This is a genomic window from Streptomyces sp. NPDC007917 (assembly GCF_042959105.1).
Classification (GTDB): domain Bacteria; phylum Actinomycetota; class Actinomycetes; order Streptomycetales; family Streptomycetaceae; genus Streptomyces.
In genome coordinates this window covers 419,776-446,603 of record NZ_JBIBKK010000008.1, presented here as the reverse complement: position 1 = coordinate 446,603, position 26,828 = coordinate 419,776, and the positions used below count along the sequence as shown (strand labels likewise).

Here is a 26,828-nt window from a genome sequence, read left to right as displayed (position 1 = left end):
GTCAGCCGGGAGCGCCGGGCGGGCGTCAGCCCGGGAGCAGTTGTCCGCGGCGGCTCAGCAGGAAGCGTTTGAAGGCGGCGACCGGCGCGGTGTCCGGATGCCCGTCGAGCCAGGCGACGCCGATCTCGCGGACCGCCCGGGGGGCCGTCACCGTCAGTTCGGCGACCCCGGGGCGGGGTACCGCCGGGGGCGGCAGCAGCGCCACGCCGAACCCCGCGGCCACCAGGCCGCGCAGCGTCTCGGCCTCCTCGCCCTCGAACGCGACCTTGGGTTTGAAGCCCGCCTCGGCGCACAGCGCGTCCGTGATGCGCCGCAGCCCGTAGCCCGGTTCGAGGGTGACGAAGAGCTCCGTGGCGGCCTCGGCCAGCCGGATCCGCTTGCGGCCGGCGAGGCGGTGGTCGTCGGGGACCACCAGGCGCAGCCGCTGCTCGTCGAGGCGGCGCGCGACCAGGTCCGGGGCGTCGGGGATGGGTGAGGTGAGGCAGAGGTCGAGGTCGCCCAGGCGCATCCGCTCGATCATCGCCTCGCCGTAGCTCTGGACGAGTTGGAAGCGCACCCGCGGGTGGTCCTCCCGGAAGGCGCGGATCAGGCCGGGTACGGTCTCCGGGCCGAGGGTGTGCAGAAACCCGAAGGCGATCTTGCCCGCGGCCGGGTCGGCGTCGGCCCGTACGGACTCGGCGGCGCGCTCGACCTCGGCCAGCGCCCGCTCCACCGCGTGCAGGAAGGTACGCCCGGCGGGGGTGAGCGCGACGGTGCGGCCGCGGCGGGCGAACAGGGCGACGCCCAGGTCCGTTTCGAGGCGTACCATCGCCCGGCTGAGCGTCGACTGGGGTACGCCGAGCCACTGCGCGGCGCGGGTGACGTGCTCGTGGCGGGCCACCGCGGCGAACTGCACCAGGCGGGGTGTGAGGGACGCGGCCCAGGAGTCGGCGTCGAGCTCGGCCATCACCCGGTCGACACCCGGGGACCCGGCTGTCACAGGAATGTCTTTTTCATTGCTGGGGCGTGACAGTGATCTCGCTGACCACGGCTGATGCTGCACAGCATCGATTATGGCGATTCCGTGCATTGGACGCATCAAAAGGGGGGCACATACGGTCGAGACATGCCTCCTGCTGATACCGAGGCGTCCACCGGAACCCGGGTGGACGCCTGCACCAAGACGGCCCCTGACCGGACGAACCCCGACCGGATGAGCCCCGGAGACCCCGGCTTCGTCCGGATGCGGCTGGCTCTCTTCGCCGCCGGTCTCGCGACGTTCGCCCTTCTCTTCTCCACCCAGGCACTGCTGCCCGCGATCTCCGCCGACCTCCACGTCCAGCCCGACCAGGCGAGTTGGACGGTCTCGGCCGCCACCCTCGCGCTGGCCCTGGCGGTGCTCCCGCTCAGCGCCCTGTCCGAGCGGTTCGGCCGCCGCGCGATGATGACCGGCTCGCTCGCCGTCGCCGTCGCCGTCGGCCTCGCGGTGCCCTTCGCCCCCGACCTGGGCTGGCTGATCGCGCTGCGCGCCGTCCAGGGTGCCGCGATCGCCGGCATCCCCGCCTCCGCGATGGCCTACCTCTCGGAGGAGGTGCGCCCCTCCTCCCTCATCGGCGCCATCGGCCTGTTCGTGGCGGGCAACAGCTTCGGCGGTATGACCGGCCGGCTGCTCACCGGCTGGGTCGCCGACGGCTGGGGCTGGCGCGTCTCGCTGGCCACGGTCGGCGTCCTGTCGCTGGTCTGCGCGATCGCCTTCCGCCTGCTGCTGCCCAAGGCGCGCCACTTCACCCCCTCCGCGGTCAGCCCGCGCGCCCTGGCCCGTACGGTCGGCGGCCACCTGTCCGATCCGCTGCTGCGCAGGCTGTACGCGATCGGCGCGCTGTTCATGACCGTCTTCGGCGGCGTCTACACGGTCATCGGCTACCGCCTGGTCGCCGAGCCCTTCAACCTCTCGCAGTCCCTGGTCGGCTCGATCTTCCTGATCTACCTGGTCGGTACGGCATCCTCGGCGGCGGCCGGGAAGCTGGTCGGCCGGCTGGGCCGGCGCGGCGCCCTGTACGTGGCGGTCACCACCACGGCGGCCGGGCTGCTGCTGAGCCTCGGCGACTCGCTCACGGCGGTGCTGCTGGGCCTGGTGCTGATCACCGCGGGCTTCTTCGCGGGGCACGCCGTGGCCTCCTCCTCGGTCAGCCGGGCCGCCAAGACCGGTCGCGCCCAGGCCTCCGCGCTCTACCAGACCGCGTACTACATCGGCAGCAGCGTGGGCGGCACCCTCGGCGCCCTCGCCTTCCACACGGCCGGCTGGACCGGCACGGTCGTGCTCGGTCTTGTGGCCGTGGCCGGCGCGGCGGCGATCACGCTCTACGCGACGCGGAAGGCGCTGGCCGAGCGGCGCGCGGAGATCGTGGCCCGGTCGGCGCAGCAGGCCGAGCGGTGTGCGCCGTCCAACGAGACCACGCAGGGCATGCGTCGGCTGGCCGCGCAGGCGTAACGGCCCGGCGCCCGGCAAGCACCACAGAGCCCGAAGGGGCCGCTCCGCCACTGTCCCGGCGGAGCGGCCCCTTCGCCCGTCCTGACGTTCCCGTTACCGCGCGATGCGGTCCAGCACGATCGGCTCGGCCGTGAACTTTGTCCCCGGCGGGGCGTAGCTCACCGCCCCCGCCAGCGCCTGGAGCGCGTAGTCGAATTTCTCCGGCGTGTCCGTGTGCAGCGTCAGCAGCGGGTCGCCCGCCCGTACCGCGTCCCCCGGCTTGGCGTGGATCTCCACGCCCGCCCCCGCCTGCACCGGGTCCTCCTTGCGGGCGCGGCCCGCGCCAAGACGCCAGGCGGCGACGCCGATCGCGTACGCGTCCAGGCCGGTCAGCACCCCGGTCGACTCGGCCGTCACGACGTGCTGTTCGCGGGCGACGGGCAGCGGCGCGTCCGGGTCGCCGCCCTGGGCGGCGACCATGCGGCGCCAGTGGTCCATCGCGGACCCGTCCGCGAGCGCCTTGGCCGGGTCGGCGTCCGGCAGCCCCGCCGCGTCCAGCATCTCGCGGGCGAGGGCGAGGGTGAGCTCGACGACATCGGCCGGGCCGCCGCCCGCCAGGACCTCCACGGACTCGCGGACCTCCAGGGCGTTGCCCGCGGTGCGGCCCAGCGGGGTGGCCATGCCGGTGAGCAGGGCGACCGTACGGACCCCGTGGTCGGTGCCCAGGCCCACCATCGTGGCGGCCAGCTCCCGCGCCGAGGCCAGGTCCTTCATGAAGGCGCCGGAGCCGACCTTCACGTCCAGCACCAGCGAGCCCGTGCCCTCGGCGATCTTCTTCGACATGATGCTGCTCGCGATGAGCGGGATCGACTCCACGGTCCCGGTCACATCGCGCAGCGCGTACAGCTTGCGGTCCGCGGGCGCCAGCCCCTCGCCCGCCGCGCAGATGACCGATCCCACGTCCTCGAGCACCCGCAGCATCTCCTCATTGGACAGCCGCGCCCGCCAGCCCGGGATGGACTCCAGCTTGTCGAGCGTGCCGCCGGTGTGGCCGAGGCCGCGCCCGGACAGCTGCGGCACGGCCGCTCCGCAGGCGGCCACCAGCGGGGCCAGCGGGAGCGTGATCTTGTCGCCCACGCCACCGGTCGAGTGCTTGTCGGCGGTCGGGCGCGGAAGCGAGGAGAAGTCCATGCGCTCGCCGGACGCGATCATCGCGGCGGTCCAGCGGGCGATCTCCGCGCGGTCCATGCCGTTGAGGAGGATCGCCATCGCGAGCGCGGACATCTGCTCGTGGGCGACCTCACCGCGCGTATAGGCGTCGATGATCCAGTCGATCTGGGCGTCGGTGAGACGGCCGCCGTCGCGTTTGGCGCGGATGACGGTGATGGCGTCCATGGTGGGGTGCGGGCCTTTCGGAGGATGCGGGCGTCGTGACACCCGTGGCGGCTCAGCGTTCCAGGTCGTTGCGACCGAACGCGTCCGGGAGGAGTTCGGCGAGCGGGCGGATACCGGAGGCGGTGTCCACCTGGAGCTCCGGGCCGCCGTGTTCCCACAGCAGCTGGCGGCAGCGGCCGCAGGGCATCAGCACCGCGCCGTGGCGGTCACAGCAGGTGAACGCGGTCAGCCGGCCGCCGCCGGAGGCGAACAGGGCCGAGACCAGGCCGCATTCGGCGCACAGCGCCACACCGTACGCCGCGTTCTCCACATTGCAGCCGGTCACCGTGCGGCCGTCGTCGACCAGCGCGGCGGCGCCCACGGGGTAGCGGGAGTACGGGGCGTAGGCCCGGGACATCACGCCCCGGGCCTCGGCGCGCAGCGCTTCCCAGTCGACCGGCGCGCTCGCGGTCGGGGTCGCGCCCGAGGTCATCATCCGCCTCCCTTGTAGTACGGCTGCCCCGCCGCCTTGGGCGCGCGCAGCCGCTGGGCGGACAGCGCCAGCACCAGCAGCGTGGCGATGTACGGTGCCGCGGTCACGAACTGGCTCGGCACCTCGTCGGTCAGCGAATACCAGACCAGCAGCAGCGCCGAGACCGCCGCGCCGATGACCGCCGCGACGTACTTCTTCCGGTACAGCTGCCACACCGTGACCAGCGCGAGCACCAGCACCAGGAACAGCAGCAGCGCGTGCACATTGGTACCGCCGGAGCGCAGGTTGAGGCTGTCGGTGTAGCCGAACAGGCCCGCGCCCATGGCGAGGCCGCCGGGCATCCAGTTGCCGAAGATCATCGCGGCGAGGCCGATGTAGCCGCGGTTCCCGGTCTGGCCCTCCTGGTAGATGTTGGAGGCCACCTCGGCCAGGAAGACGCCGCCGAGCCCGGCGAACCCGCCGGAGATGATCACGGCCAGGTACTTGTACCGGTAGACGTTGACGCCCAGCGACTCCGCCGCCACCGGGTTCTCGCCGCAGGACCGCAGCCGCAGGCCGAACGAGGTGCGCCACAGCACCCACCAGGTGGCCGGCACCAGCAGCAGCGCCACGACGGTGAGCAGCGACAGCTGTGTCACCACGCCGCCGACGAACCCGGCGAGGTCCGAGACGAGGAACCAGTGTTTGCCGTTGAGGGTCTTCATCGCGTCCGAGAGCCCCGGCACGGTGATGTCGGTGATCGGGTCGATGGTCGGGGACTGCCGGGCGCTCTTGGAGCCCTCGGCCTCCAGGAAGGTGAAGTTGGAGAGGTAGCGGGTGGCGCCGACGGCGAGGATGTTGATCGCCACACCGGAGACGATGTGGTTGACGCCGAACGTCACGGTGATCACGGCGTGCAGCAGCCCGCCGAGCGCGCCGCCCAGGATGCCGAGCAGCACACCGGTCCACGGCCCCCACTGGTATCCGGCCCAGGCACCGAACCAGGTGCCGAGGATCATCATCCCTTCGAGGCCGATGTTGACCACGCCCGCCCGCTCGGCCCACAGGCCGCCGAGCCCGGCCAGGCCGATCGGGATGGCGAGCTCCAGCGCGCCCGAGACCTGGCCCACCGAGGTGATGTCGTCGGCGCCTGTGATCAGCCGGACCACCGAGACGAGCACCACGGCGCCCGCGACGATCAGCAGGACGACGGGCAGGGACAGCTTCTGGCGCGCGGGTTTGCGGGGCTGCGGCTGCGGTTTCGCCGTCGTAGCAGCCATGGTGCTCATACGGGCACCTCCTCACGGGTCGTCGTGGCGCGGGCCGCGGCGGCGAGTTCTTCGCCGACCTTCCGCTGCTGGCGGCGCAGGCCGTAGCGGCGGACGGTCTCGTAGGACACGACCACGGAGATCACGATCAGGCCCTGCATGATCGTGGCGATCTCCTTCTCGTAGCCGTTGTAGTCCAGCGTCGAGGCCGTCTTGTCCAGGAACGCGATCAGCAGCGCACCGAAGGCGATGCCGACCGCGTTGTTGCGGCCGAGGAGGGCGATGGTGATGCCCGTGAAGCCGATGCCGGTCTGGAAGTCCAGGCTGTAGGTGTGCGCGTCGCCGAGCAGCATCGGCATGCCCGCCAGGCCCGCCACGGCGCCGGAGATCAGCATGCTGGTGAGCACCATGCGCTTGGCGTCCACGCCGCTGGCGGCCGCCGCGCTCTCGCTGGCGCCGGTGGCGCGCAGGTCGAAGCCGAAGCGGGTGCGGCCGAGCACCAGCCAGTACGCCACGCCGCAGCCGATCGCCACGAACACGAAGCCGTAGATGTCCCCGGCCACATCGCTGACGTGCAGGCCCGGGAACCAGGCGGAGGACGGCAGGTCGCCGGTGGTGAGGTTGTTGCTGCCCTTGGGCTGCACACCGAACTGCTCGGGCAGGATCAGATACGCGATCAGGCTGGTGGCGATCGCGTTGAGCATGATCGTGGAGACGACCTCGCTCACCCCGCGGGTGGTCTTGAGGATGCCCGCGATGCCCGCCCAGAAGGCGCCCGCCAGCATGGCCACGATCACGATCAGCGCGATGTGCAGCGGGCCGGGGAGCGAGACGTTGGCGCCGACCAGGGCGGCGGCCATCGCGGCGAGCCGGTACTGGCCGTCCACGCCGATGTTGAACAGGTTCATCCGGAAGCCGACGGCCACCGCGAGCGCCGCCAGGTAGTAGGCGCCCGCCTGGTTGACGATGAGCACCTGGATGTCGGCGTTGCCCGCGTACTCGAGCATCAGCTGGTACGGCTCGAACGGGCTCTTGCCCGAGGCCAGCAGCACCCCGGAGGTCAGCAGCACCGCCACGACCAGGGCCAGCACCGGTCCGGCCACGGCCAGCAGCAGCCGGTCCCGGCTGAACCTCTTGCCCGCGGAGCCGCCGGACCTGGCCGGGCCGCCGCCGGTCTTCGCGTCGCCGTTCACCGGCTTCGCCTCGTCGGTCTTCTTCATCGCGCCGCCCCCTCCTCGGCGGGGTGCTCCAGATGGCCCGTGGCAGCGCCGGTCATGGCCGAGCCCAACTCCTCGGGGGTGATGGTCGCCGGGTCCGCGTCCGCGACCAGCCGGCCGCGGTAGATGACCCGCAGGGTGTCGGACAGCCCGATCAGCTCGTCCAGGTCGGCGGAGATCAGCAGGACGGCCAGGCCCTCACGGCGCGCCTCGCGGATCTGGTCCCAGATCTGCGCCTGCGCGCCGACGTCCACGCCGCGGGTGGGATGCGCGGCGATGAGCAGCCGCGGATGGTGGCTCATCTCCCGCCCCACGATGAGCTTCTGCTGGTTGCCGCCGGACAGCGAGGCCGCGGTGACCTCGATACCGGGGGTGCGCACGTCGTACTCGGCCACGATCCGCTCGGTGTCCGCCCGCGCGCCCTGGAGGTCGAGCCAGAAGCGGCCCTTGCCCTTGGTGTTGGGGCGCTCGGTGACGTGCCCGAGGATGCGGTTCTCCCACAGCGGCGCTTCCAGCAGCAGGCCGTGGCGGTGCCGGTCCTCGGGGATGTAGCCGACGCCGCCCTCGCGGCGGCGGCGGGTGGGCCAGCCGGTGACGTCCTCGTCGCCGAGGAGGATGGTGCCGCTGTCGGGCTTGCGGGTGCCGACCAAGGCGTCGATCAGCTCGGTCTGGCCGTTGCCCTCGACGCCGGCCAGGCCCAGCACCTCGCCCTTGCGGATGGTGAAGGTGATGTCGTCCAGCACGGTGCGGGCGCCGTGCTCGGCGTCCTGCGCGGTCAGCGTCACCCCGTCGACCCGGAGCATCGGCACATCGGTGACGGTGGACTCGCGCGTCTCGGGCGAGGGCAGCTCGCTGCCAACCATCATCTCGGCCAGCTGCCGGGCGGTCACCTCGGAGGGGACGACGGAGCCGACCGTGGTGCCGCGCCGGATGACGGTGATGTCGTCCGCGACGGACAGCACCTCGCCGAGCTTGTGCGAGATGAAGATGACGGTCAGCCCCTCCGCCTTGAGCTCGCGGAGGTTGTCGAAGAGCGCGTCGACCTCCTGCGGGACCAGCACGGCGGTCGGCTCGTCCAGGATCAGCGTCCGGGCGCCCCGGTAGAGGACCTTCAGGATCTCCACGCGCTGCCGGTCGGCCACGCCCAGGTCCTCGACGAGGACGTCGGGGCGCACCCCGAGGGCGTACGCGTCCGAGATCTCCTTGATCTTCGCGCGGGCCTTGGTCCCGATGCCGTACAGCTTCTCGGCGCCGAGGACGACGTTCTCCAGGACGGTGAGGTTGTCGGCCAGCATGAAGTGCTGGTGCACCATGCCCAGGCCGTGGGCGATGGCGTCGGCGGGGCTGTGGAAGGAGACCTCTTCGCCGTCGACCACGATGGTCCCCTCGTCCGGCTTGTGCATGCCGTAGAGGGTCTTCATCAGGGTGGACTTGCCCGCGCCGTTCTCGCCGACGATCGCGTGCACGGTGCCCTTGCGGACGGCGATGTGGATGTCGTGGTTGGCGACGACGCCGGGGAAACGTTTGGTGATCCCGCTGAGTTCTACCGCGGGTGGACTGCTGGACGCGTTGATGGCGCACTCTCCTCGAAGAAGGAGTCTCGGCGGTGGGGCGTGGCGTGGTGTGGCGTGGTGCGGTGGTGCGGGACGGCGAGGGGCCGCACAGCGAGCGGGACCTGAGGTGGTGTGGCCGAACTCCCTCCCCAGGCCCCGCTCGTCCGCTCGGCGTGTCGAGTACCGCCCTACGGCGTGGTATTAACCTTGATCTCGCCGCTGATGATCTTCTTCTTCGCGGCCTCGACCGCCTCGACGACCTTCGTCATCTTCTTGTAGGCGGGGTTGGAGTCGGCCAGGCCGACGCCGCCCGTCTTGAGGCCGTAGCGCACCGTGCCGGACTGCGGCTTGCCGTCCTTGACGGACTTGACCAGGTTGAAGACGGCGTCGGGGATGCCCTTGGTCGCCGAGGTCAGGATGTGGTCCTTGACCTTGGTCAGGCCCGCCTGCTTGTACTGGTCCATGTCGACGCCGATGGCCCACTTGCCGCGCGCGGCCGTGGTCTCGATCACGCCGGTGCCCGCCTTGCCCGCGACCTGGTAGATGACGTCCGCGCCCCCGTCCAGCTGGCCGTTGGCGGTGCTCTTGCCGAGGTCGGGCTTCTTGAAGCCGCTGTAGTCCGGCGGCTGGGTCAGGTACTGGACCTTTACCTTGACCGACTTGTCGGTGTCGTGGACGCCCTGGACGTAACCCGCCTCGAACTTCTTGATCAGAGGGTTCTCCACGCCGCCGACGAAGCCCACCGTCTTGGACTTGGTGGTCAGGGCGGCCGCCACGCCCGCCAGGTAGGAGGACTGCTCCTCGTTGAACACCATGTTCACCACGTTCTTGGCGTGGACGGTGTCGTCGTCGACGATGCCGAAGGTGGTCTTCGGGTACTTCTTGGCCACCTCCTTCACCGCCGGGGCGTAGACGAACCCGACGGCGATGACCGGGTTGTGTCCCTCGCGGGCCAGCTCGGTCAGGCGCTGCACCTGGTCGGCCTGGGACTCACCCTCGGACGGCTCGACGTCGTCGCCCTTGACCCCCAGCTCCTTCTTGGCCTTGGCGAAGCCCGCGTAGGCTGCGTCGTTGAAGGACTGGTCACCACGACCGCCGACGTCATAGGCGATGGCGACGCCCTTGTCCTCTTTGGAGTCGGATGAGCTGCCACCACAGGCCGTGGTGGTGAACGCGAGGGCCGCGATGCCTATGCCCGCGACGGCGATGCTGGATACCCGGCGCACGAGGGTTCCCCTTCGGCTTGAGCGCCTCCTGCGGCGCTGGTTTCGCCGCATCGTAACGCGCGTAGATGGCAGATAAAGGGGCGTCCGGAAGCCGTTATCGGATCGTCGCGAATCTGACTTGTCCCGGGAGCCTCCGGGACATGTCATTCAGGCGAAGTCCCGGCTCAGTCGAGCAGCGCCGCGGCGGTGAAAAGCTCCACACCAACCTCGATGGCCCCCTCGTCCACGTCGAAATCGCCACAATGCAGATCACGCCGGGCCGTGTCACCGACCCTGCGGACGCCCAGGCGCGCCATCGCGCCGGGCACGTGCTCCAGGTACCAGGAGAAGTCCTCGCCACCGAGGCTCTGCTCCGTGTCCTCCACCGCATACGATCCACGGCGGGTTTCCATCGCGCGGCGCAGCAGCTCGACGGTGCTCGCCTCGTTCACCACGGGCGGCACCCCGCGGACGTAGTTGATCTCCGACTTGGCGCCGTGCAGGGTCGCGACCTCGTCGATCGCCGCGTACACCAGGTCGGGCGCCTCCCGCCAGGCGGGCAGGTCCAGGCAGCGGACCGTACCCGAGAGCTCGGCGTGCTGCGGGATCACATTGCAGGCGTGGCCCGACTCCACCCGGCCCCAGGTGACGGCCAGGCCGGAGCGGGTGTCGACCCGGCGGGACAGCAGCGCGGGCACCTCCGTGATCACCTTCGCGGCGGCCGTCACCAGATCGGTGGTGAGGTGGGGGCGCGCGGTGTGGCCGCCCGCGCCGTCGAGGGAGACCTCCAGGCGGTCGCAGGCGGAGGTGATCGCGCCGGTGCGCAGCCCGATCCGGCCCACGTCGACCTTGGGGTCGCAGTGCACGGCCAGGATCCGGCCGACCCCGTCCAGCACGCCCGCCTCGACCGCGTCGGGCGCGCCGCCCGGCAGCACCTCCTCCGCGGGCTGGAACAGCAGCCGTACGGGGCGCGGCAGCCGGCCCTCGCGGGCCAGCTCCGCCAGGACCAGACCGGCGCCGAGGACGACGGTGGTGTGGACGTCGTGGCCGCAGGCGTGGGCGCGGTCGGGCACGGTCGAGCGGTAGGACACGGACTTGGTGTCCGGGATGGGCAGCGCGTCGATGTCGGCGCGCAGCGCCAGCATGGGCGGGGCCGCGGCGTCGCCCGTGCCGATGTCGCAGACCAGGCCGGTGCCGGAGGGCAGCACGCGCGGCGTGAGGCCGGCCTGCTCCAGCCGTGCCTTGATGGCGGCGGTGGTGCGGAACTCGCGGTTGCCGAGCTCCGGGTGCATATGGATGTCCCGCCGGAAGGCGATCAGTTCCGTCCGCAGCTCCTCGGGGAGCCGGCCGGGCAGCGCGAGGGCGTCCGCGGGGACGTTCTCGGGCACGAGGGCCTGGGCCTGGGCGACGGCCTCGGCCTCAGCGGTGACGGAATCGGTCTCGGGAGACATCAATTGCTTCACCCGATGAAGCGTAGAACGGCTGGTGGGGCGACCGGATGTCGATCAACAAAACTTCAACCCGTTAGGGGACAGGAAACTGCCACCCCTCGCGAATGATCTCCCTAGTCAGGGGGTATAACAGTGCCTTCCACGGGCGCCCCACAGTGACGAGCGCCACATGGCGTACAGGTGAACCTCTGACAGGAAGTTGCCGCCGCCATCTCAGGATGTGGTCGGCGGCCCCCCGGCCCGGCCCTTTACGGCCCGGCTCTTTACGGCGTGGTCCTTTACGGCGTGGTCCTTTACGGCCCGGCCCTCTACGGCGTGGCCGCGGGCGTGGCCGGGGCCACCGACCGCAGCCGGTGCGCGTCCCGGGCCGTGCCCGTGACCCCCGACAGGAACCCCTGGGCGCGCGGCGAGGCGTCGCTCCTCAGCCAGGCGGGGTCCACATCGCAGACCGCGACCTTGACCCCGGTGCCCTCGAGCGCCAGCGGAAGCGTGTGCACGACGGTCGACGGGAAGCTCACGATCGTATGGCCGATGGGGCCGCGGCGGGCTATCAGCTCCAGCGGCAGATCCGGCCGTACGATCTCAAGCCCGATCTCGTGCGCGACCCGGTGGAGCTTGTCCGCGCTCTCGCGGCGGTGCGCGAAGTAGCGGGTCGCGCCGTGCGTACGGGCCAGGGAGGCCACCGCCTCCAGATAGCGCTCCAGGTCGACCACCCCGGTCTCCACCAGGGACGTGCCCACCAGGTCGGTGCCGCGGGTGAGCGTGGGCGGGCCGAAGCGGTCCCGGGTCCAGGCGAAGGAGTTGGCGGTGACGGTCACCCCGGCGGGCGGCTCGACGGGCATCGAGCTGAACACCTCGACCCGCCGGTTCGCGCCCGGGGTCAGCCGGCGGCGCGCGGTCGCCGACACCGGCGCGAACACCATCTCGCGCGCGCCCCGGCCCGTGCCCCGGCGGTGCCAGCGCACCAGGGGCTCACCGCTGGCCAGCTGGGAGACGAACTCCATGGTGGCCGTGCCGTCGTCGACGACGACCAGGTCCTGGGCGCGGGTGAGCGTGAGCAGCAGCTGCACATAGCGCGAGAACGGATCGCCGATGACGATCCGGTCGGCGCGGCGCAGCGGGCCGCGCAGCCCCCCGATGGTCTTCAGCGGCGCGCCCGCCCCGCCGCGCGCCTCCTCCCACCGCACCGTGATGCCCTCGTCCCGGGCGAGCTCCGCCATCCGGCGCAGCTGGCCGCGCGTCATCGGGTCGTGCGGCGACAGCACCACGACCGTGAGCCCCTCGGGGTCGGCTCCGTCCGCGTACGCCCACTCCAGGACGTTCAGCAGCTGAACCGGGCTCTCGACGAAGGCCAGGGTGGCGCCCGAGCCGGCGCCGGCGGGGCCGGGGCGCGCGGCGCGCCGCGCGCCGTCCCCGGGCAGGGCCCGGAAGCGGCGGGCAGCCCCCGCGGAGTCACGGGGACCCGCCGCTTCCGGGTGTGGGCCGGGCTGACCGGCCGATGAGTTCACAGCAGACGGCTCCTTGGCCTCTTGGACCTCTTTGGCTCCGACCGGGCGGTCAGACCCCGGCCGGCTCGCGCTCGGCGGCGGTCTCGCCCTCGGCGATGACACCCGCGACCCGGCGCAGCTTCTTCATCGGCCCGAGCTCGCTCTCGTAGACCTTCTTGACCCCGTCGCCCAGCGACTCCTCGATGGTGCGGATGTCGCGGACCAGGCGCTGCAGGCCCTGCGGCTCGACGGAGGCGGCCTGGTCGGAGCCCCACATCGCGCGGTCCAGGGTGATGTGGCGCTCGATGAAGGTCGCGCCGAGCGCGACGGCGGCGAGGGTGGTCTGCAGACCGGTCTCGTGGCCGGAGTAGCCGATCGGCACGTTGGGGTACTCGGCCTGCAGGGTGTTGATCACGCGCAGGTTGAGCTCCTCGGCCTTGGCCGGGTACGTCGAGGTGGCGTGGCAGAGCAGGATGTTCTCGCTGCCCAGCACCTCCACCGCGTGGCGGATCTGCTTGGGGGTGGACATGCCGGTCGACAGGATGATCGTGCGGCCGGTCGCGCGCAGGGCGCGCAGCAGCTCGTCGTCGGTCAGCGAGGCGGAGGCCACCTTGTGGGCGGGCACGTCGAACTTCTCCAGGAAGGCGACGGCCTCGGTGTCCCACGGGGAGGCGAACCAGTCGATCCCGCGCTTCTTGCAGTGCTCGTCGATGGCGCGGTACTCGTCCTCGCCGAACTCGACGCGGTGCCGGTAGTCGATGTAGGTCATCCGGCCCCAGGGGGTGTCCCGCTCGATGTCCCACTGGTCCCGCGGGGTGCAGATCTCCGGGGTGCGCTTCTGGAACTTGACCGCGTCACAGCCGGCGTCCGCGGCGACGTCGATCAGCTTGAACGCGTTCTCCAGGTCGCCGTTGTGGTTGATGCCGATCTCACCGGTGACGTAGACCGGGTGGCCGGGGCCGGCGATCTTGTCACCGAGCTGACGGAGGCGATTGTCGGAGCTCACTTAAGACAGTTCCTTTCCAAGAATCCACGAGGCGATCTCGCGGATCGCACCGTCACCTCCGGGCGTGGAGGTGACCGCGCGTGCGGCGCCGCGCACGACGTCGTGCGCACCTGCGACCGCCACGGGCCAGCCGACGAGGCCGAAGCACGGGAGGTCGTTGACGTCGTTGCCGACATAGAGCACGCGCTCCGGCGCGATGCCCTGCTCCTCGCACCACTGCTTCAGTGCGAGGTCTTTCCGGTCGATGCCGTGCAGCACGGGGACCCGCAGCTTGCGGGCGCGTGCGGCGACAACCGGGTTCTGCTCCGTGGACAGGATCAGCAGCGCCAGCTCAGCGCGGCGCAGGGCGGCGATCCCGAGCCCGTCGCCGCGGTGCACGGCGACGAGTTCGCGTCCTTCGGAGTCGATCAGCACCTTGTCGTCCGTCTGGGTGCCGTCGAAGTCGAGTACCACCGCGTCGATGTCCTCGCGGGTGGGGAGCGCGCCGGGGCGCGGGGCGTCCAGGAGCGGCGCGAGCGCGCGGGCGCGCGCCAGGTCGTGCGGGTCGTCGACCTCCAGGACGCGGGCGGCGTCGGTGCGGACCAGGGCGGTGCGGCCGAAGAAGCGGTGCCGCTCGGTGCGGAAGCCCTCCACCCGCATCGCGTACGCGGCGCCGGTCTCCAGCAGGTCCTGCGGCCGGTCCTGGCGGCGCGGCCGGTACGACTTGTCGTGGTTGACGCCGTACCCGCCGTCGGCCGTCGCATCTGTCTCCGCGTCGGTCCCGTCCTCGGCGTCCCGCCACACGAAGCCGTGGAACGGGGCCACGGTCAGCGCGGTGTCCGCCCCGCCGTCCAGCACCGCCTCGGCGACGCCGTCCACGTCCTCGCGGACGATGAACGGGCTGGTGCACTGCACCAGCAGCACGACCTCGGCGCTGATCTGGTGCGTCGCCTCGTACGCGTCGAGCGCGTGCAGCACGGCGGCCTCGCTGGTCGCGGTGTCGCCCGCGATGGCCGTCGGCCGCTGGACGACCTCCGCGCCCGCGCCGCGCGCCACGGCGGCGATGCCCGCGTCGTCGGTGGAGACGACCACGTCCGTCACCAGACGGCTGGCCAGGCACTCCCGGACGGCGCGCGCGACGAGCGGCACGCCCCCCACGGCGGCGAGGTTCTTGGCGGGCACGCCCTTCGAACCGCCACGGGCGGGAATCACGGCGACCACGCGCCGGTCGGAGGGGGACATGACGGCTCCTTCAGTGCCTGCGGCGCCTTCTGCGCCTCGCTTCGTTGCGCCTTCGGGGTTCTCTTGAGCGCTCACAGCAACCACCCGTTCGCCCCGCCGCGGCAGCGGCTGATGTAACTGCCGCCCGCGCGGCGCAGAGGTGCGGCCATCAGGGGCATGTGCGGCCCGGCGGCGCGTGCTCCCCCAGCTACCGCTGGGCGGTGCCCCCTGCTCACAGCTCCCCCATCCGCCGGATCACCGGCGCCACCCGCTGGACCCCGTGCCGGTAGGCGCCCCGCGCCGCCTCTCGCATGGTGTTGCGTACGACCCGCCGCAACCCGCTGACCTGCGCCGCGTCCCCCGCCGCCGCGCCCGGCCGCGGCCGGCCGTCCGGCTCGAAGCCGTACCGGGCGAGCCTCGCGGGCAGATAGCCGGGCGCGGTGGTCCGCGTGTAGTACGGGGCGAGGGGCGGCAGTTCGTCCGCCGCGGCCAGCTCGGCGACCCGCTGCCGCGCGGCGTCGAAGGCCGTCTCGTACGCGCCGTCGGCCGCGACGCCCTGGCGGCTCACCCACTCGGGGTCGGGCTCGGGCAGATGGCCCGCGTCCAGCTGGTCCCAGGAGGCGAGGCAGCCGGAGCCGAGGAAGTGATGGTTGCCCAGCACCTCACGGACCCCGAGGTCGGTGAGGACGGCGGTCGGGATACCGCGGTGCAGGGACTCCAGGGCGGCCGTGGAGCTGACCGTGACCAGCAGGTCCGTGGTGTCCAGGACCTCGCCCATGTTGCCGTAGGCGAGGCGGAAGTTCCCCGGCACGTCGTCGCCGAGCTTGCCGACCAGCTTCTGGTACGGCAGCTCCTCGATGTGCGTGGTGTGCTCACCGGGCTTGCTGCGCAGCTTGACCAGGACCTCGCGGTCGGGGTGCGCCCGGGCGTGCTCCACGGCGCGGCGCAGCAGATACATCCGGTCGGCGCGGTTGTCCGGGACGGACGGCTGCACCGCGAAGACCACGGTGCCCCCGGGGTACGCGCGCCCCTGACGGGCCGTCTCGTCGTACGGCGCGCCACCGAGGAACGGCAGCGCGCACTCCACGACGCTGTCCGCCGGGGCGCCCACGCCCGTGTAGACATCGCGGAACCGCTCGGCGTCATGGCGGGAGTTGGCGAGCACGACGTCCGCGCCGTGCCGCAGCAGCAGGCCGTCGGCCAGCTTCTCGTAGACGACGCCCACATAGCCGGTGACCACGACGGGGCGGCGCGCGGCGCCCTCCCAGGCGCGGGCGAGGCCGTGCAGCATGGCCTGGACGGCGCCGCCGACCAGGGACAGCACGATCACGTCGTACCGCTCGCGGTCGACCGCCGAGACGAACTCGACCCCCGTCACCTCGCGCAGCGAGTCCGCGCGCACCCCCACCTCGGCGAGCTGCCGGACCGTGGGCGTCGCCCGGCCGCGCAGCAGGAAGCCGTCCATGCGGCGGGCGGAGGCGGAGTCCAGGTCATCCGGTACGAGGCGGTGCGCGGTGAGCGCGCCCCATTTCCACCGGGTGTCGGAGTCCGCGAGCACGGCGACTCGTAGGGGGGAGTTGGTACGTGAGGGCACGACGCTGACGCTAGGAAGGGATTTCGATTCACGGCCCAACGCAGGAGCAACAAAGGGTTAACAGAACATCGACGATTGGCGAATCGGCCGACGGGAACCGACGGGCACCCTTCGGAAAGCCGTCCGGAAGCTGTCGGGAACCCGCCGGAAGGCCGATCGGAGCGCCTGGTCAACCGTGTGGATGTGGCGACAAAGGCGGCGGGTTAACCGTCCTGACGTTCTTCGTTCACCTTTACGTACACCCCTCGTCAAGACGAATGCCAGACGGCGACCTACCGTCACGCGAGTGGTTAAGCTCTCCGTCATCGTGCCGTTCTACAACGTGCAGACCTATGCCCCCGATACGCTGAGAAGTCTGCGCGCCAACGCGCGCGACGACTTCGAATTCATTCTCGTCGACGACTGTGCCACCGACGGGACGCCGGAGATCCTGGAGCGCGCCGAGCGCGACCTTCCGGGGGCCGTCTATGTCCGGCACGAGCAGAACGGCGGGCTCGCCACCGCACGCAACACCGGCCTTGACGCGGCCCGCGGCGAGTACCTCACCTTCCTCGACGGCGACGACTGGCTCGCGCCCGGCTACTACGAGCAACTGCTTGGCGCCATCGAGGAGTTGGACTGCGATTTCCTGCGCACCGACCACGTCCAGGTGACCGGTCGGGCGCGCACCATCCACCGCGTGCCGCACGGTCTGCGCAACGTCGTGATGGACCCGCGCGACGTCATCCTCCCCGCCGACCGCTCCACCTCGGTCGACTACGCCTACGCCTGGGCCGGCATCTACCACCGCCGCCTGGCCGACCAGGGACTGCTGCACTTCACGCACGGTCTGCGCACCGCCGAGGACCGCCCCTGGATCTGGAAGCTGCACCGCGAGGCGCGCTCATTCGCGGTGGTCGGACTGCTCGGGGTGTTCTACCGGCGCGGTGTCGCGTCCTCCTTGACCCAGATCGGCGACGTACGGCAGCTCGACTTCATTCGCGCATTCGATCAGGTAATCGAAGAAACGGCCCGGGACCGGGACGCGGACACCCTTCTCCCGAAGGCCGTGCGCACCTATTGCGCGATCATTTCCCACCATCTCGGCAACATCGAAAGGTTCGAGCCGACCGTGGCCAAAAAACTGCGTTCCATGTCCGCGGCCGCACTGAAGCGCATGCCACAGGACGTACTCAAAGAAGCGCTGGACTCGATGGACTACGAGCGCGCGGCCCGGCTGCGCCGGCTCAAGCGCCGTGCGGGGACGGAGGTGGCGGCCTGATGTCCGCCGTCGTCCCCGCCCGCCGCCCCCGCACCCAGCGCAAGCGGACTCAGATCTTCCTTGCCTCCACGCTGTACGGCGTCGCCACGATCGCCGCCGCCATCGACGCGGAGCGCATTGGCCCGGCCGACCGCCGTCTGCTGCTCATCAGCAACAACGCGGCGACGCCCGAGACCACGCCCGCCATCGACGACATGCCCGGCTTCGAGCGGCTGCGCGGCCGCTTCGACCGCGTCCTGTCCTGGAACGAGACGATCAGCCCCTTCCACCCCGGCGGCTGGTCCCCGCGCTCCGACGACGCCCCGCTGTGGGAGCGCCATCTGCGGCTGCTGTGGAACCTCGACGACGACGACATCGAGATCGTCCTGGAGTCCATCCAGGTCAACCCGGCCATGGCGATCGCAGGTGTCTTCCAGGGCGCGCCCATCGACGTCTACGCCGACGGGCTGATGAGCTACGGCCCCACCCGCAACAAGCTCGACCCGCTGCTCGGCACCCGCATCCGCCGCCTCCTCCACCTCGACCTCGTACCCGGCCTGCGGCCGCTGCTGCTCACCGAGTTCGGCGTCAAGCCGGAGGTCATCCCGTCCGACGTCTTCACCAAGGTGCTCGCCGAGATCGCCGACGCCGCCCCGCGCGGCGTCATCTCCGCGAGCGAGCGGATCGCCACGGGCGTGGGCCCGGCCCTGATGCTCGGTCAGTACCTCTCCGCGCTCGACATCCTCACTCCGCAGGAAGAGGAAGAGCTGCACGTACGGATGTTGCGCGGCGCCGTGGCCCTCGGCCACCGCAGCGTCGTGTTCAAGCCGCACCCCACCGCCCCGGCCCGCTGGTCGCGGATGCTGGAGAAGAAGGCCGCGGAGCTGGGCGCCGAACTGACCGTCATGGACACGCCCGTCCTCGCCGAGGTGCTGTACCAGCGGATGGCCCCGGCCCTGGTCATCGGCTGCTTCTCCACCGCGCTGCTCACCGCGAGCGTCTTCTACGAGCTGCCGGTCGCCCGTATCGGCACCGAGGTGCTGCTGGAGCGGCTGACCCCCTACCAGAACAGCAACCGGGTGCCCGTCACCATCGTCGACGCGCTGCTGCCCGACCTCGAGGACCACAAGGCCGTCGCCGCCTGGACCCCGCCCACGGACGAGCGCACCGGCCGGCAGCTGACCGGGCTGATCACCGCCGTCGGCTTCGCCATGCAGGCCAAGATCTACCCGGGTCTGCGCCCGGCGGCCGAGCGCTATCTGAACACCCATCTGGACGCCCACACCTGGCGCTACTTCAAGCGCCGCCGGCTGACGGCGCTCGCCCTGCCCGGCGCGGTCCCGTCGCAGCTCGCCTTCATCCCGCGCAACGAGACCGTACGCCGCGTCGCCCGCCGGGCGCGCGCGCTCAAGCGGTCGGCGCTGAAGCGCGCTGCCACGGGGTGAGCCGGGGGCGGGGGACACATCGGATGGCTTTGAGCAGGCGACGAGTGCGAAGGAACGGAAACGGCAGATGACCACGGGCAGAGAGCTCGACCGAATACGCGTTGAGGGTGCCGGGGCGACGCGGAACGAGGTGGCATCGTGACCGCGACCGCAGGCGCACCCGCCCCCTCGTCCACGGGCCAGGACGACACCGGCCCGATACCCCCGGCGTCCCCCGCATCCCCCACCGCCGCGCGCCCCCTGCCCCCCGCGCTCCCGCAAACGCCCTCGGCCCCCGAGGGCTCCCGCCCCTCCCGCGGCGCGCCCGTACGGCTGCGCGCGCTGGACGGGCTGCGGCTGCTCGCCGCCCTGATGGTCGCCGCGTACCACTACGGCGGCCGGGGCGGGGAGATCAGCCAGGCGTGGGGCAGCTCCCCCCGCGAGCAGTTCCCCACCGCCTCGACCTACTTCGCGTACGGCTGTCTCGGCGTCCAGATCTTCTTCGTCATCAGCGGCTTCGTCATCTGCATGAGCGGCTGGGGCCGCCCCCTGCGCTCCTTCTTCGCCTCCCGCGTCTCCCGGCTCTACCCCGCCTACTGGGCCGCGATCCTCATCATCACCGCCGTCTTCGCGCTCCCCTGGGTCGCGTTCAAGTCGGTCTCGCCCAGCGACACGCTGGTCAATCTCACGATGCTGCAGCAGCCCATCGGCGTGGACCGGGTGCTGGGCGTGTGCTGGACGCTCTGGGCGGAGCTGCGCTTCTACGCCCTCTTCGCGCTCTTCGTCGTCCTCCCCGGCGCGAACCGCCAGCGCGTCATCCTCTTCTGCGCCATATGGACCCTGGGCGCCGCCCTCGCGGACGCCGCGAACCAGCCCTTCCTCGAGCTGGTCCTGATGCCGGAGTACGCCCCGTACTTCATCGGCGGCATGGGCCTCTACCTGATCCACCGCTACGGCCATGACGCCCTGGCCTGGGGCATCGTCGGCCTCAGCTTCCTCATCGGCCAGCACTACGCGGTGGCCGAGCTGTGGCACGCGCCGAATCCTTCCTTCTTCTCCTACCGCTCCACGCTCGGCATCGTCGCGATCGTGGCCTTCGGCTATCTGGCGGTCGCCCTGATCGCCCTGGGCAAGTTCCACTGGGCCAACTGGCGCTGGCTCACCCTCGCGGGGGCACTGACCTACCCCTTCTACCTGGTCCATGAACACCTGGGCTGGGTGGTGGTCGAACTGCTCCACCAGAAGCTGGGCATCCCCTCGTACGGCACCTTCGTGCTGACCATCCTGCTGATGCTGTTCCTCGCCTGGCTGCTCTACCGCTTCGTGGAGCAACGCCTCACGCCTGTCATCAAGCGGTCGCTGACGGCCGTTCGGGTGCGCTAGCCGCGGGCCCCGCCCTAGGGTCTTGTCCCGTTCGTTCGGCGCATCACCCGATGGGGCCCGTAGGGGCCAAGGAGGCAAAATAGATGAGGAACACGTTGCGTGCCCTGCTCGTGCCGGTGGCCATCGCGGCCGCCACCGCGCTGCCGGCTTCCACGGCCCACGCGGCCGACGGGTACGACCGGTGTCCTGACGGCTACTACTGCATGTTCTCGGGACTCGACGGCACCGGCGACATGATCAAGCTGAAGGGCAGCACGCCGGACCTCGCGGCGCTCGGCATGAACGACCGGGCCAAGTCGGACTGGAACCGGACCTCTTCCACCATCTATCTCTGGTCCGACGCGAACTACACGGGCTGCACCGTTGTCACCTCCGCCGGCCCGGCCGGCCAGGGCAACTTCTTCCCCGACTACCGCGACTTCCTCAGCTCCGTACAGTTCGACGGCCCTGGCGGCCTGAGCTGCGGCACCCCGCCCGGCGAAGCCGGCTGACCGCCGCCGCGGCGGCCTGGGCCGTGCGCGCAGGCCGCCGTGGGCAGTGTTCGCCGCGCTTGTGGTCTACATCGCCCTGATCAGCACGCTGGACGCGATCATATCGGACAGTGTGCTGCGCCTGGCGCCTTTCGTCATGCTCGCTCCGCTGATCGCGGCCGCGCTGCTCAGTTTCCGCTTGACCACTGTTGTGTGCGGGCTGTACCTGGCGCTGATCCGCCTGGAGCGCGAGGAGCGCATCAAGCGGCTGAGACTGACGGCAGGGGCGGCCCAGCGGTTGCTGCTGCGGTCGTTGCCGCTGATGGCCGGCGACGTCATGGCAGACGGCTTCCACGAGGCGGCCGAGCGCGAAGCGATGGTCGGCGGGGACATCTACGAGGTGCTGTGGACTCCCTACGCCACGCGGATGGTGATTGGAGACGTGCGGGGCAAGGGCCTCGCGGCGATCGGCGCGAGCGGGGCGGTGCTGACCGCATTCCGCGAGGGCGCCTACCGGGAGCCGGACCTGCGGACCGTCGTGGAGCACATGGAAGAGGGGCTGCTGCGGTGGGAGGACCAGTCTGCCCGCGAGCCTCAAGAGGAATTCGTCACCGCTCTGGTAGCGGAGACGCTGGGACGGGACCTGCGAGTGATCGACTGCGGGCACGTCCCCCCGTTCGTACTCGCCGATGGCGAGGTGAGGGAGGCCCAGTTCAAGGAGCCCGGCCTGCCGCTGGGACTGGCCGACCTCGCGGACACACCGCGGCAATGGCAGCACATCGAGGTTCCCCCAGCGGCGGACGGGTGCTGATGTGCACGGACGGGCTCGTCGAGGCGCGAAACCCGCAGGCCGAGTACTACCCGCTGGCCGAGCGGCTGCGCGCGTGGGTGGGGCTGCCCACCGGCGATCTGCTCGAGCGGCTGCATGAGGACCTGAGCGAGTATGTCGGCGGAGTCCTCAGCGACGACGCGGCCGTGCTCGTGGTACAGCGCCGAGGAATCAAGGCGTCTTTGTGGCCCAAGGGCGCTTGACGCCCTCCCGGCGCCCCCACCAGCCCAAACGGACGTTGAGGCTGTTTCCTTTCGGCTGTACCCGCCTGTGCGCGTTCCGGTGATGCCAGCGGGCAATACTGGGTAGTGAACCGGTGAGGGACGGTCCGGCGCGGGCTGGAGTAACCAGCTTGAAGGTGGCACCTCGGTTCGGTCTCGGAAGGACCACTGCCTGCGACGTCCGGAGGGCCCAGAGACAGGACATCACCCACCCTCCTGGCTCACCACCTAGGAGACGATCTCAGTGAACGTGGAGCGCCGTGTGCACGTGCTGAGGAGAAGCCGGGCGGTCGTGTCCGCCATGATGGCACCTTTGCTTGTCTGTCTGGCGCTGGTGCCGTTCGAGGGCTTCCCCAGCGACAACGCGGCTCTCGTCCTGGTCGCGGTGGTGGTGGCTGTGGCCGCCCAGGGGGACCGCGTCGCAGGCCTGATCGCGGCGGTCTCGGCCACCGTCTGGTTCGACCTCTTCCTTACAGGCCCATGGTTCACGATCTCCATAACAAATGCCGAGGACCGCTGGACAGTCCTCCTACTGCTCCTCATCAGTGTCGCGGTCTCGGAGCTGGCCATCCGCGGCCGCCACCAACGGGAGCTGACTCAGGCGGCTCATGGCCGCCTGGAGCTTCTGCACGACGCCGGCACGGCCATCGGCACCAGCCTCGATGTGAAGCGGGCCGCGCAGGAGCTGGCGCGGGTAGCGGTGCCCCGGTTCGCGGATTTCGTCACCGTGGACCTGGCGGAGTCCGTCCTGCTCGGAGAGGAGCCGGCGGTCGACGGCGTGGACCTACGCCGGGTGGCAGTCGCGGGCACCCGGGAGAGCCACCCGTTCCGCCCTGAGGGCGCGCTGATCACATCCATCGTGTCCGCTCCGCAGGTCGGCAGCCTCCTCCGTAGTGGCCAGGCGATGATCGAACCCGACCTGCGATCCTCCACCGCATGGCGGTCTCTGGTCCCGGATCACGCCGGGCCGGTGCTGGGCTACGGCATCCACTCTCTGATCGCAGCGCCGCTGCGGGCACGGGGCGTGCCGCTGGGGGTCGTCAGCTTCTGGCGAGCAGAGGGATCCGAACCCTTCGAAGTGAGGGATCTGGCCGACGCCGAGGAGCTGGCCGCCAAATCCGCCATGGCCACCGACAACGCTCGTCGTTACACCCGTGAGCGGGCCACCGCGCTCACTCTGCAGCGAAGTCTGCTGCCGCAGCATCTGCCCAGGCAGACGGCCGTGGAGGTGGCCTTCCGCTATCTGCCGGCAGGCTCACAGGCCGGCGTGGGTGGCGACTGGTTCGACGTGATCCCGCTCTCCGGCAGCCGGGTCGCCCTCGTCGTCGGAGATGTCGTCGGCCACGGTGTCAACGCGTCCGCCACCATGGGACGGCTGCGCACCGCCGTGCGTACCCTGGCCGACGTCGACCTGCCGCCCGACGAGCTCCTCACCCATCTCGACGACCTGGTCATCCACCTCGCCGGTGACGAGGATGTCGGCACCGCGGAAGGCGATGTCGCGGCGTCCGGCGAGCTGGGAGCGACCTGCCTGTACGCGGTATACGACCCGGTCTCCCGGCGCTGCGCACTGGCCTCGGCCGGTCATCCGCTGCCCACCCTCAGCACTCCCGACGGGACTGTGGAAAGTGTCTCCGGGTTCGTTGGTCCGCCGCTCGGGCTGGGCGGCCTGCCCTTCGAGAGCACAGAGCTGACCCTGCCCGCGGGCAGCGTGCTCGCCCTCTACTCCGACGGCCTCGTCAAATCCCGCTGGCGTGACGTGGACGAGGGCCTGGACACGTTGCGTGACGCGCTGGCGGTACAGACACCAACGCTCGATGCCGCCTGCGACACCGTTATCCACAGGTTGGTGGCCGATCGCCCCGCCGACGACGTCGCCCTGCTCCTCGCCCGCACCCGTGCCCTCACCTCCGACCGGGTCGCCATCTGGGACATCCCCCCTGACCCGTCCCTTGTCGAGGACGCCCGGAAGGTGGCCGTCGAACAGCTCGACGAGTGGGGACTGGCAGATGCGACGTTCACCACCGAGCTACTGGTCAGCGAGCTGGTCACCAACGCCATCCGCTACGGCGACTCCCCGATCCAGTTGAGGTTGATCCGCGACACCACGCTGATATGCGAGGTCTCCGACGCCAGCAGCACCGCGCCGCACCTGCGCCGGGCCCGGGTCTACGACGAGGGCGGCCGGGGCCTGCTCCTGGTATCCCAGCTCAGCCAGAACTGGGGTACCCGGCATGCCACCGTCGGAAAGACCATCTGGTGTGAGCAGAAGCTACCGACGGGCTGACCCTTCGGGCGCGAGCGCGGCGTGAATACAGGAGTCGGCCTCGTCCCCCGGCAGCCGCACCGACCTGCGCTGCCTGGACCTGATCCTGGCCAAGGACTCGATGTCGGCCGGAGAGCTCACCACTGCGGCCAAGCTCAGCCCGGCCGCGACGACAACCGCCATCGACCGGTCGCCGCCACCGAGGCTGCCCACGCTGCCGAGCGCGAGGTGTACGGTCCCCTCGGCGAGGCCGGGATGTCGGCGCTCCGGCGCTACGGCGGAGAACAACTTGCCGTGATCATCGACTTCCTGGAGACGGCCCGCCGGGTCCAGGAAGAGCAGACAGCGCGCCTCAAGGGGCTGCCGGCCCGTGAATGAACGCGGGCATCGGTGGGCTTCAGCACGGCCGGCTCGCCGTTGGCGAATCGGCTGCCCACACGTGACGAGGGTGTCCAGAGTCAGTTTGTGACGACCGACCTGGACACCCTCGCGACCGCACTCCACGTGAAGACCGACGACCTGCTGAAAGAGCGCCGCACCTGGCCCCGTGGCGTCCACGGGTAGGCATCACACCCAAGCTCAGCGACGCCGAACTGGTCACCCTCGCGGTGATGCAGGCCATGCTCGGCTTCGTTTCCGAGGCCCACTGGCGCACCTACACCAACCCACCCCACAACTACCTCGAACAACCCGAGCCGCAGCACGGGGCATGCGACCGCTATCGAGAGGCAGCCGACGAGAGTTCCGGGATGGGAACGCCACCGGACCACAGTTCCTCCGCATGCTCCGCGAAGCGGGAGAACATCCCCGCGTCACCATGACGCCGCAGATGCATCAACGGCGAGTCGTGGCCGACGAGCCTGGCCAGGTGTGGCGTGACGAGGGCATCGTCGTCAAAGCGGAAGACCGAGAGGGAAACGTGGTTCATGGCATCAGCCCTGGCGGAAAATCGCGCTTCCAGGCCCTGCACCGCACCTATCTTGGCCAGTTGCTCCAGGGTCGTCTTGATACGTGTGGAGACCGTCAGGGCAACGTCCTCGATCTCTTCGCGTTGGCGGGCCACCGGTCCATCTGGGTCGCCGAGCAGAAAGCGGACTCGGCAACCGCTCTCCGCCTTCCTCCGCAGCGTCTCGGGAAGCGCGGGCACCTGTGTCCAGAGGAAGTAGGACGTGAAACCGGCGAAGAACAGATCGTCGGTCGCCCCGGCGATCAGGTCGGCCCAGACCGTCGAGGGACATGCGGACCGGTAGGCGTAGCTTTGGACGAGCTCCCGGTCGCCGCCGGTCTTCAGCCGGTCCCTCACAGCTTTCGGCCACAGCATCTCTGCGTCAACTCCCAACACCTCAGAGGTGTCTATCCGGTTTCTGGCGTGCGGGGTGAGCTCTTCGTCGGCGATCCATCGTTCAACGGTCTTGCCAGAGACACCCACCCGGATAGCGAGCTGCCTCGGTGACAGCCCAGCGGACTCGATAGCTGATCGTAAGGCCGTATTCAAGGCTTTCCCTGGGGACGTTTGGGCGTTTTCAACGGTAGCGCCGATACGCCCCAACCGTCCTTGCTTTGGCAGGCGATACGTCCGCCACGGGGGATCAGGATTTGGTCGGAAAGACCCCCGCGACGGGCGAACGTCCGGGGGCACGGCCAACAGCTGCGAAGGAGCTGATCGCATGCGTGCCCCTATCCGGTGTGCACTCGAATGGGTGAGTGCCGTTTGCGCCCTACGGCCCGACGCGGGACCCGAGTGGATTCACGGCATGCTCGTGGGCGCGGCGCGATGACCGCGGTGAATGGGTTGCGCTTGCTGCCGTGGTCCGGCACAGACGGCAAGCCGTGCTATCTGGCGACGGACGGCGGCAACAGCCCGCTGAGCCACAGAGCGGACGAGATCGAGGCGCTACAGATGTCGATGGGGAGAGAGCTCCTCGACCACGCCCGTGCGCTGCTCGGGGACCGCAAGGCCAGCGCGGGGGAACTGCGGTTCCTGGCGGATCGGCTGTGTGAGGCGCTGCGCGAGGTGCTGCGGGTCGCTGAGAGCCGGGGCGGGCGCCTGCCAGAGCACGGAGAGGAATGCGCGGCCGGTCCGGACGACCCGAATGAACCGGGCGACAGCCAGGGCAAGAGTCCCGCCCCCATGAACGCCGAGGGGGCGTCATGACCGACTGGCAGATCGGACCCGTCCCCGGGCGGGGCCTGCACCGTACGCACGAGGGAGAGCTCGCACTGCCACTCCGGATCAGCCACGGCGGCCAGCACCGCGCCATCGCCGAACTGGAGCTGACCCCCGCCGAGGCGGAGCAACTGCACGCCGCCCTGTGCTACGCACTGGGCGAACAGCCCCCGCCCGCTGACGCGCCCGAATGCCGTCGACCGGTCCGCTTCCCAGGAGGCCGACAGCGGTATTGAGGACGACCGCCCGCACGCGTCACCGCGAAGTCGACGATCGGGCCACCGGACGCCATGCGGCCGGCCAGGCGACGTCCCGGGCAACGGCCCCCGACACACCGAGGCTGGCGCGGGCGTGTTCGACGTAGCGACTCCGCGCGTCCCGGAACTCTTGATACGCCTGACTCCAGTCCTGTTCGGTCTCCGTGGCGACGCCCCGAGCCAGACACTCCAATCGCCACAGGCAGTGGTCAAGTGTCTTGGACGCGGTGTTCGCCTCTGTGTCACCGAGCAGCCCCAGCGTCTCCGACAGCGCGGAACGGCGCGACTCCAACTC

The 26,828-nt window shown here is 70.7% G+C and carries 24 protein-coding genes; 11 read left to right on the top strand and 13 right to left on the bottom strand.

What is annotated here, in order from left to right:
* Nucleotides 1-25: 25 nt before the first annotated feature.
* Nucleotides 26-1,069 carry a LysR substrate-binding domain-containing protein gene (locus ACFZDL_RS19150; RefSeq protein ID WP_391191599.1) on the bottom strand — a complete coding sequence of 348 codons (1,044 nt, stop codon included), beginning with the start codon at nt 1,067-1,069 and terminating at the stop codon, nt 26-28.
* A 36-nt stretch (nt 1,070-1,105) separates the two neighbouring features.
* Here ACFZDL_RS19150 and ACFZDL_RS19145 point away from each other — a divergent pair, with 36 nt between their 5' ends.
* Nucleotides 1,106-2,470, top strand: coding sequence for an MFS transporter (locus tag ACFZDL_RS19145; protein WP_353588219.1), 1,365 nt, complete (start codon nt 1,106-1,108; stop codon nt 2,468-2,470).
* Between the two features lie 93 nt (nt 2,471-2,563).
* On the opposite strand, the gene ACFZDL_RS19140 is transcribed toward ACFZDL_RS19145, so the two are convergent.
* The 11 genes from ACFZDL_RS19140 to ACFZDL_RS19090 form a co-directional block, all read right to left on the bottom strand.
* The gene (locus ACFZDL_RS19140) at nt 2,564-3,844 is read right to left on the bottom strand and encodes a thymidine phosphorylase (RefSeq protein ID WP_353588221.1); all 1,281 of its coding nucleotides are present in this window, start codon (nt 3,842-3,844) and stop codon (nt 2,564-2,566) included.
* Between the two features lie 52 nt (nt 3,845-3,896).
* A complete protein-coding gene (locus ACFZDL_RS19135) occupies nt 3,897-4,316 on the bottom strand; it encodes a cytidine deaminase (RefSeq protein ID WP_353588223.1) in 420 nt (139 codons plus the stop codon).
* Nucleotides 4,316-5,584, bottom strand: a complete 1,269-nt coding sequence (locus ACFZDL_RS19130) for an ABC transporter permease (RefSeq protein WP_353588225.1) — start codon at nt 5,582-5,584, stop codon at nt 4,316-4,318. The genes ACFZDL_RS19135 and ACFZDL_RS19130 overlap by 1 nt, the downstream gene beginning before the upstream one ends.
* Nucleotides 5,581-6,783 (bottom strand): ABC transporter permease, encoded by a 1,203-nt coding sequence (locus tag ACFZDL_RS19125; protein ID WP_353588227.1) that lies wholly within the window; start codon nt 6,781-6,783, stop codon nt 5,581-5,583. The genes ACFZDL_RS19130 and ACFZDL_RS19125 overlap by 4 nt, the downstream gene beginning before the upstream one ends.
* Nucleotides 6,780-8,354 carry an ABC transporter ATP-binding protein gene (locus tag ACFZDL_RS19120; protein ID WP_353588922.1) on the bottom strand — a complete coding sequence of 525 codons (1,575 nt, stop codon included), beginning with the start codon at nt 8,352-8,354 and terminating at the stop codon, nt 6,780-6,782. Before ACFZDL_RS19120 ends, ACFZDL_RS19125 begins: the two co-directional genes overlap by 4 nt.
* 167 nt (nt 8,355-8,521) lie before the next feature.
* Nucleotides 8,522-9,559: a BMP family ABC transporter substrate-binding protein gene (locus ACFZDL_RS19115; RefSeq protein ID WP_353588229.1), complete on the bottom strand. Its 1,038-nt coding sequence runs from the start codon at nt 9,557-9,559 to the stop codon at nt 8,522-8,524.
* Between the two features lie 164 nt (nt 9,560-9,723).
* Nucleotides 9,724-10,989 carry an amidohydrolase gene (locus tag ACFZDL_RS19110; RefSeq protein WP_353588925.1) on the bottom strand — a complete coding sequence of 422 codons (1,266 nt, stop codon included), beginning with the start codon at nt 10,987-10,989 and terminating at the stop codon, nt 9,724-9,726.
* Between the two features lie 308 nt (nt 10,990-11,297).
* Complete coding sequence (locus ACFZDL_RS19105; RefSeq protein WP_391191594.1) at nt 11,298-12,599, bottom strand: hypothetical protein; 1,302 nt, start codon at nt 12,597-12,599, stop codon at nt 11,298-11,300.
* Nucleotides 12,547-13,482 carry an N-acetylneuraminate synthase family protein gene (locus ACFZDL_RS19100; RefSeq protein ID WP_353588231.1) on the bottom strand — a complete coding sequence of 312 codons (936 nt, stop codon included), beginning with the start codon at nt 13,480-13,482 and terminating at the stop codon, nt 12,547-12,549. Before ACFZDL_RS19100 ends, ACFZDL_RS19105 begins: the two co-directional genes overlap by 53 nt.
* Complete coding sequence (locus ACFZDL_RS19095) at nt 13,483-14,703, bottom strand: acylneuraminate cytidylyltransferase (protein WP_353588233.1); 1,221 nt, start codon at nt 14,701-14,703, stop codon at nt 13,483-13,485.
* A gap of 211 nt (nt 14,704-14,914) precedes the next feature.
* Nucleotides 14,915-16,240 carry a DUF6716 putative glycosyltransferase gene (locus tag ACFZDL_RS19090; protein WP_391191639.1) on the bottom strand — a complete coding sequence of 442 codons (1,326 nt, stop codon included), beginning with the start codon at nt 16,238-16,240 and terminating at the stop codon, nt 14,915-14,917.
* A gap of 322 nt (nt 16,241-16,562) precedes the next feature.
* Here ACFZDL_RS19090 and ACFZDL_RS19085 point away from each other — a divergent pair, with 322 nt between their 5' ends.
* The 8 genes from ACFZDL_RS19085 (at nt 16,563) to ACFZDL_RS19050 (ending at nt 24,487) form a co-directional block, all read left to right on the top strand.
* On the top strand, nt 16,563-17,537 hold the full coding sequence (locus ACFZDL_RS19085) for a glycosyltransferase (protein ID WP_353588237.1): 975 nt from the start codon (nt 16,563-16,565) through the stop codon (nt 17,535-17,537).
* Complete coding sequence (locus ACFZDL_RS19080; protein WP_353588239.1) at nt 17,537-18,961, top strand: polysialyltransferase family glycosyltransferase; 1,425 nt, start codon at nt 17,537-17,539, stop codon at nt 18,959-18,961. Before ACFZDL_RS19085 ends, ACFZDL_RS19080 begins: the two co-directional genes overlap by 1 nt.
* Nucleotides 18,962-19,099: 138 nt before the next feature.
* Nucleotides 19,100-20,323 (top strand): acyltransferase, encoded by a 1,224-nt coding sequence (locus ACFZDL_RS19075; protein WP_353588241.1) that lies wholly within the window; start codon nt 19,100-19,102, stop codon nt 20,321-20,323.
* Nucleotides 20,324-20,406: 83 nt separating this feature from the next.
* Nucleotides 20,407-20,814, top strand: a complete 408-nt coding sequence (locus ACFZDL_RS19070) for a peptidase inhibitor family I36 protein (RefSeq protein ID WP_353588243.1) — start codon at nt 20,407-20,409, stop codon at nt 20,812-20,814.
* 46 nt (nt 20,815-20,860) lie between these two features.
* Nucleotides 20,861-21,604: a PP2C family protein-serine/threonine phosphatase gene (locus ACFZDL_RS19065; protein ID WP_353588245.1), complete on the top strand. Its 744-nt coding sequence runs from the start codon at nt 20,861-20,863 to the stop codon at nt 21,602-21,604.
* Entirely contained in the window at nt 21,604-21,825 is a 222-nt protein-coding gene (locus ACFZDL_RS19060; RefSeq protein WP_353588247.1) for a SpoIIE family protein phosphatase, read from the top strand. Before ACFZDL_RS19065 ends, ACFZDL_RS19060 begins: the two co-directional genes overlap by 1 nt.
* Before the next feature lie 319 nt (nt 21,826-22,144).
* Complete coding sequence (locus ACFZDL_RS19055; protein ID WP_353588249.1) at nt 22,145-24,130, top strand: SpoIIE family protein phosphatase; 1,986 nt, start codon at nt 22,145-22,147, stop codon at nt 24,128-24,130.
* A gap of 207 nt (nt 24,131-24,337) precedes the next feature.
* Nucleotides 24,338-24,487, top strand: a complete 150-nt coding sequence (locus ACFZDL_RS19050) for a hypothetical protein (protein WP_353588251.1) — start codon at nt 24,338-24,340, stop codon at nt 24,485-24,487.
* A 340-nt stretch (nt 24,488-24,827) separates the two neighbouring features.
* On the opposite strand, the gene ACFZDL_RS19045 is transcribed toward ACFZDL_RS19050, so the two are convergent.
* The gene (locus ACFZDL_RS19045; RefSeq protein ID WP_353588929.1) at nt 24,828-25,430 is read right to left on the bottom strand and encodes an XRE family transcriptional regulator; all 603 of its coding nucleotides are present in this window, start codon (nt 25,428-25,430) and stop codon (nt 24,828-24,830) included.
* Nucleotides 25,431-25,883: 453 nt separating this feature from the next.
* On the opposite strand from ACFZDL_RS19045, the gene ACFZDL_RS19040 reads away from it, so the two are divergent.
* Nucleotides 25,884-26,264, top strand: coding sequence for a hypothetical protein (locus tag ACFZDL_RS19040; protein ID WP_353588253.1), 381 nt, complete (start codon nt 25,884-25,886; stop codon nt 26,262-26,264).
* Nucleotides 26,261-26,512: a hypothetical protein gene (locus ACFZDL_RS19035; RefSeq protein WP_353588255.1), complete on the top strand. Its 252-nt coding sequence runs from the start codon at nt 26,261-26,263 to the stop codon at nt 26,510-26,512. Before ACFZDL_RS19040 ends, ACFZDL_RS19035 begins: the two co-directional genes overlap by 4 nt.
* Nucleotides 26,513-26,828: the final 316 nt, after the last annotated feature.

What these genes read in the sequence shown, in the direction of transcription:
- ACFZDL_RS19150 (WP_391191599.1), bottom strand. Translation starts at nt 1,069, where the DNA reads ATGCACGGAATCGCCATAATCGATGCTGTGCAGCATCAGCCGTGGTCA.
- ACFZDL_RS19145 (WP_353588219.1), top strand. Translation starts at nt 1,106, where the DNA reads ATGCCTCCTGCTGATACCGAGGCGTCCACCGGAACCCGGGTGGACGCC.
- ACFZDL_RS19140 (WP_353588221.1), bottom strand. Translation starts at nt 3,844, where the DNA reads ATGGACGCCATCACCGTCATCCGCGCCAAACGCGACGGCGGCCGTCTC.
- ACFZDL_RS19135 (WP_353588223.1), bottom strand. Translation starts at nt 4,316, where the DNA reads ATGACCTCGGGCGCGACCCCGACCGCGAGCGCGCCGGTCGACTGGGAA.
- ACFZDL_RS19130 (WP_353588225.1), bottom strand. Translation starts at nt 5,584, where the DNA reads ATGAGCACCATGGCTGCTACGACGGCGAAACCGCAGCCGCAGCCCCGC.
- ACFZDL_RS19125 (WP_353588227.1), bottom strand. Translation starts at nt 6,783, where the DNA reads ATGAAGAAGACCGACGAGGCGAAGCCGGTGAACGGCGACGCGAAGACC.
- ACFZDL_RS19110 (WP_353588925.1), bottom strand. Translation starts at nt 10,989, where the DNA reads ATGTCTCCCGAGACCGATTCCGTCACCGCTGAGGCCGAGGCCGTCGCC.
- ACFZDL_RS19095 (WP_353588233.1), bottom strand. Translation starts at nt 14,703, where the DNA reads ATGTCCCCCTCCGACCGGCGCGTGGTCGCCGTGATTCCCGCCCGTGGC.
- ACFZDL_RS19080 (WP_353588239.1), top strand. Translation starts at nt 17,537, where the DNA reads ATGTCCGCCGTCGTCCCCGCCCGCCGCCCCCGCACCCAGCGCAAGCGG.
- ACFZDL_RS19070 (WP_353588243.1), top strand. Translation starts at nt 20,407, where the DNA reads ATGAGGAACACGTTGCGTGCCCTGCTCGTGCCGGTGGCCATCGCGGCC.
- ACFZDL_RS19060 (WP_353588247.1), top strand. Translation starts at nt 21,604, where the DNA reads ATGTGCACGGACGGGCTCGTCGAGGCGCGAAACCCGCAGGCCGAGTAC.
- ACFZDL_RS19055 (WP_353588249.1), top strand. Translation starts at nt 22,145, where the DNA reads ATGATGGCACCTTTGCTTGTCTGTCTGGCGCTGGTGCCGTTCGAGGGC.
- ACFZDL_RS19045 (WP_353588929.1), bottom strand. Translation starts at nt 25,430, where the DNA reads ATGCTGTGGCCGAAAGCTGTGAGGGACCGGCTGAAGACCGGCGGCGAC.
- ACFZDL_RS19040 (WP_353588253.1), top strand. Translation starts at nt 25,884, where the DNA reads ATGACCGCGGTGAATGGGTTGCGCTTGCTGCCGTGGTCCGGCACAGAC.
- ACFZDL_RS19035 (WP_353588255.1), top strand. Translation starts at nt 26,261, where the DNA reads ATGACCGACTGGCAGATCGGACCCGTCCCCGGGCGGGGCCTGCACCGT.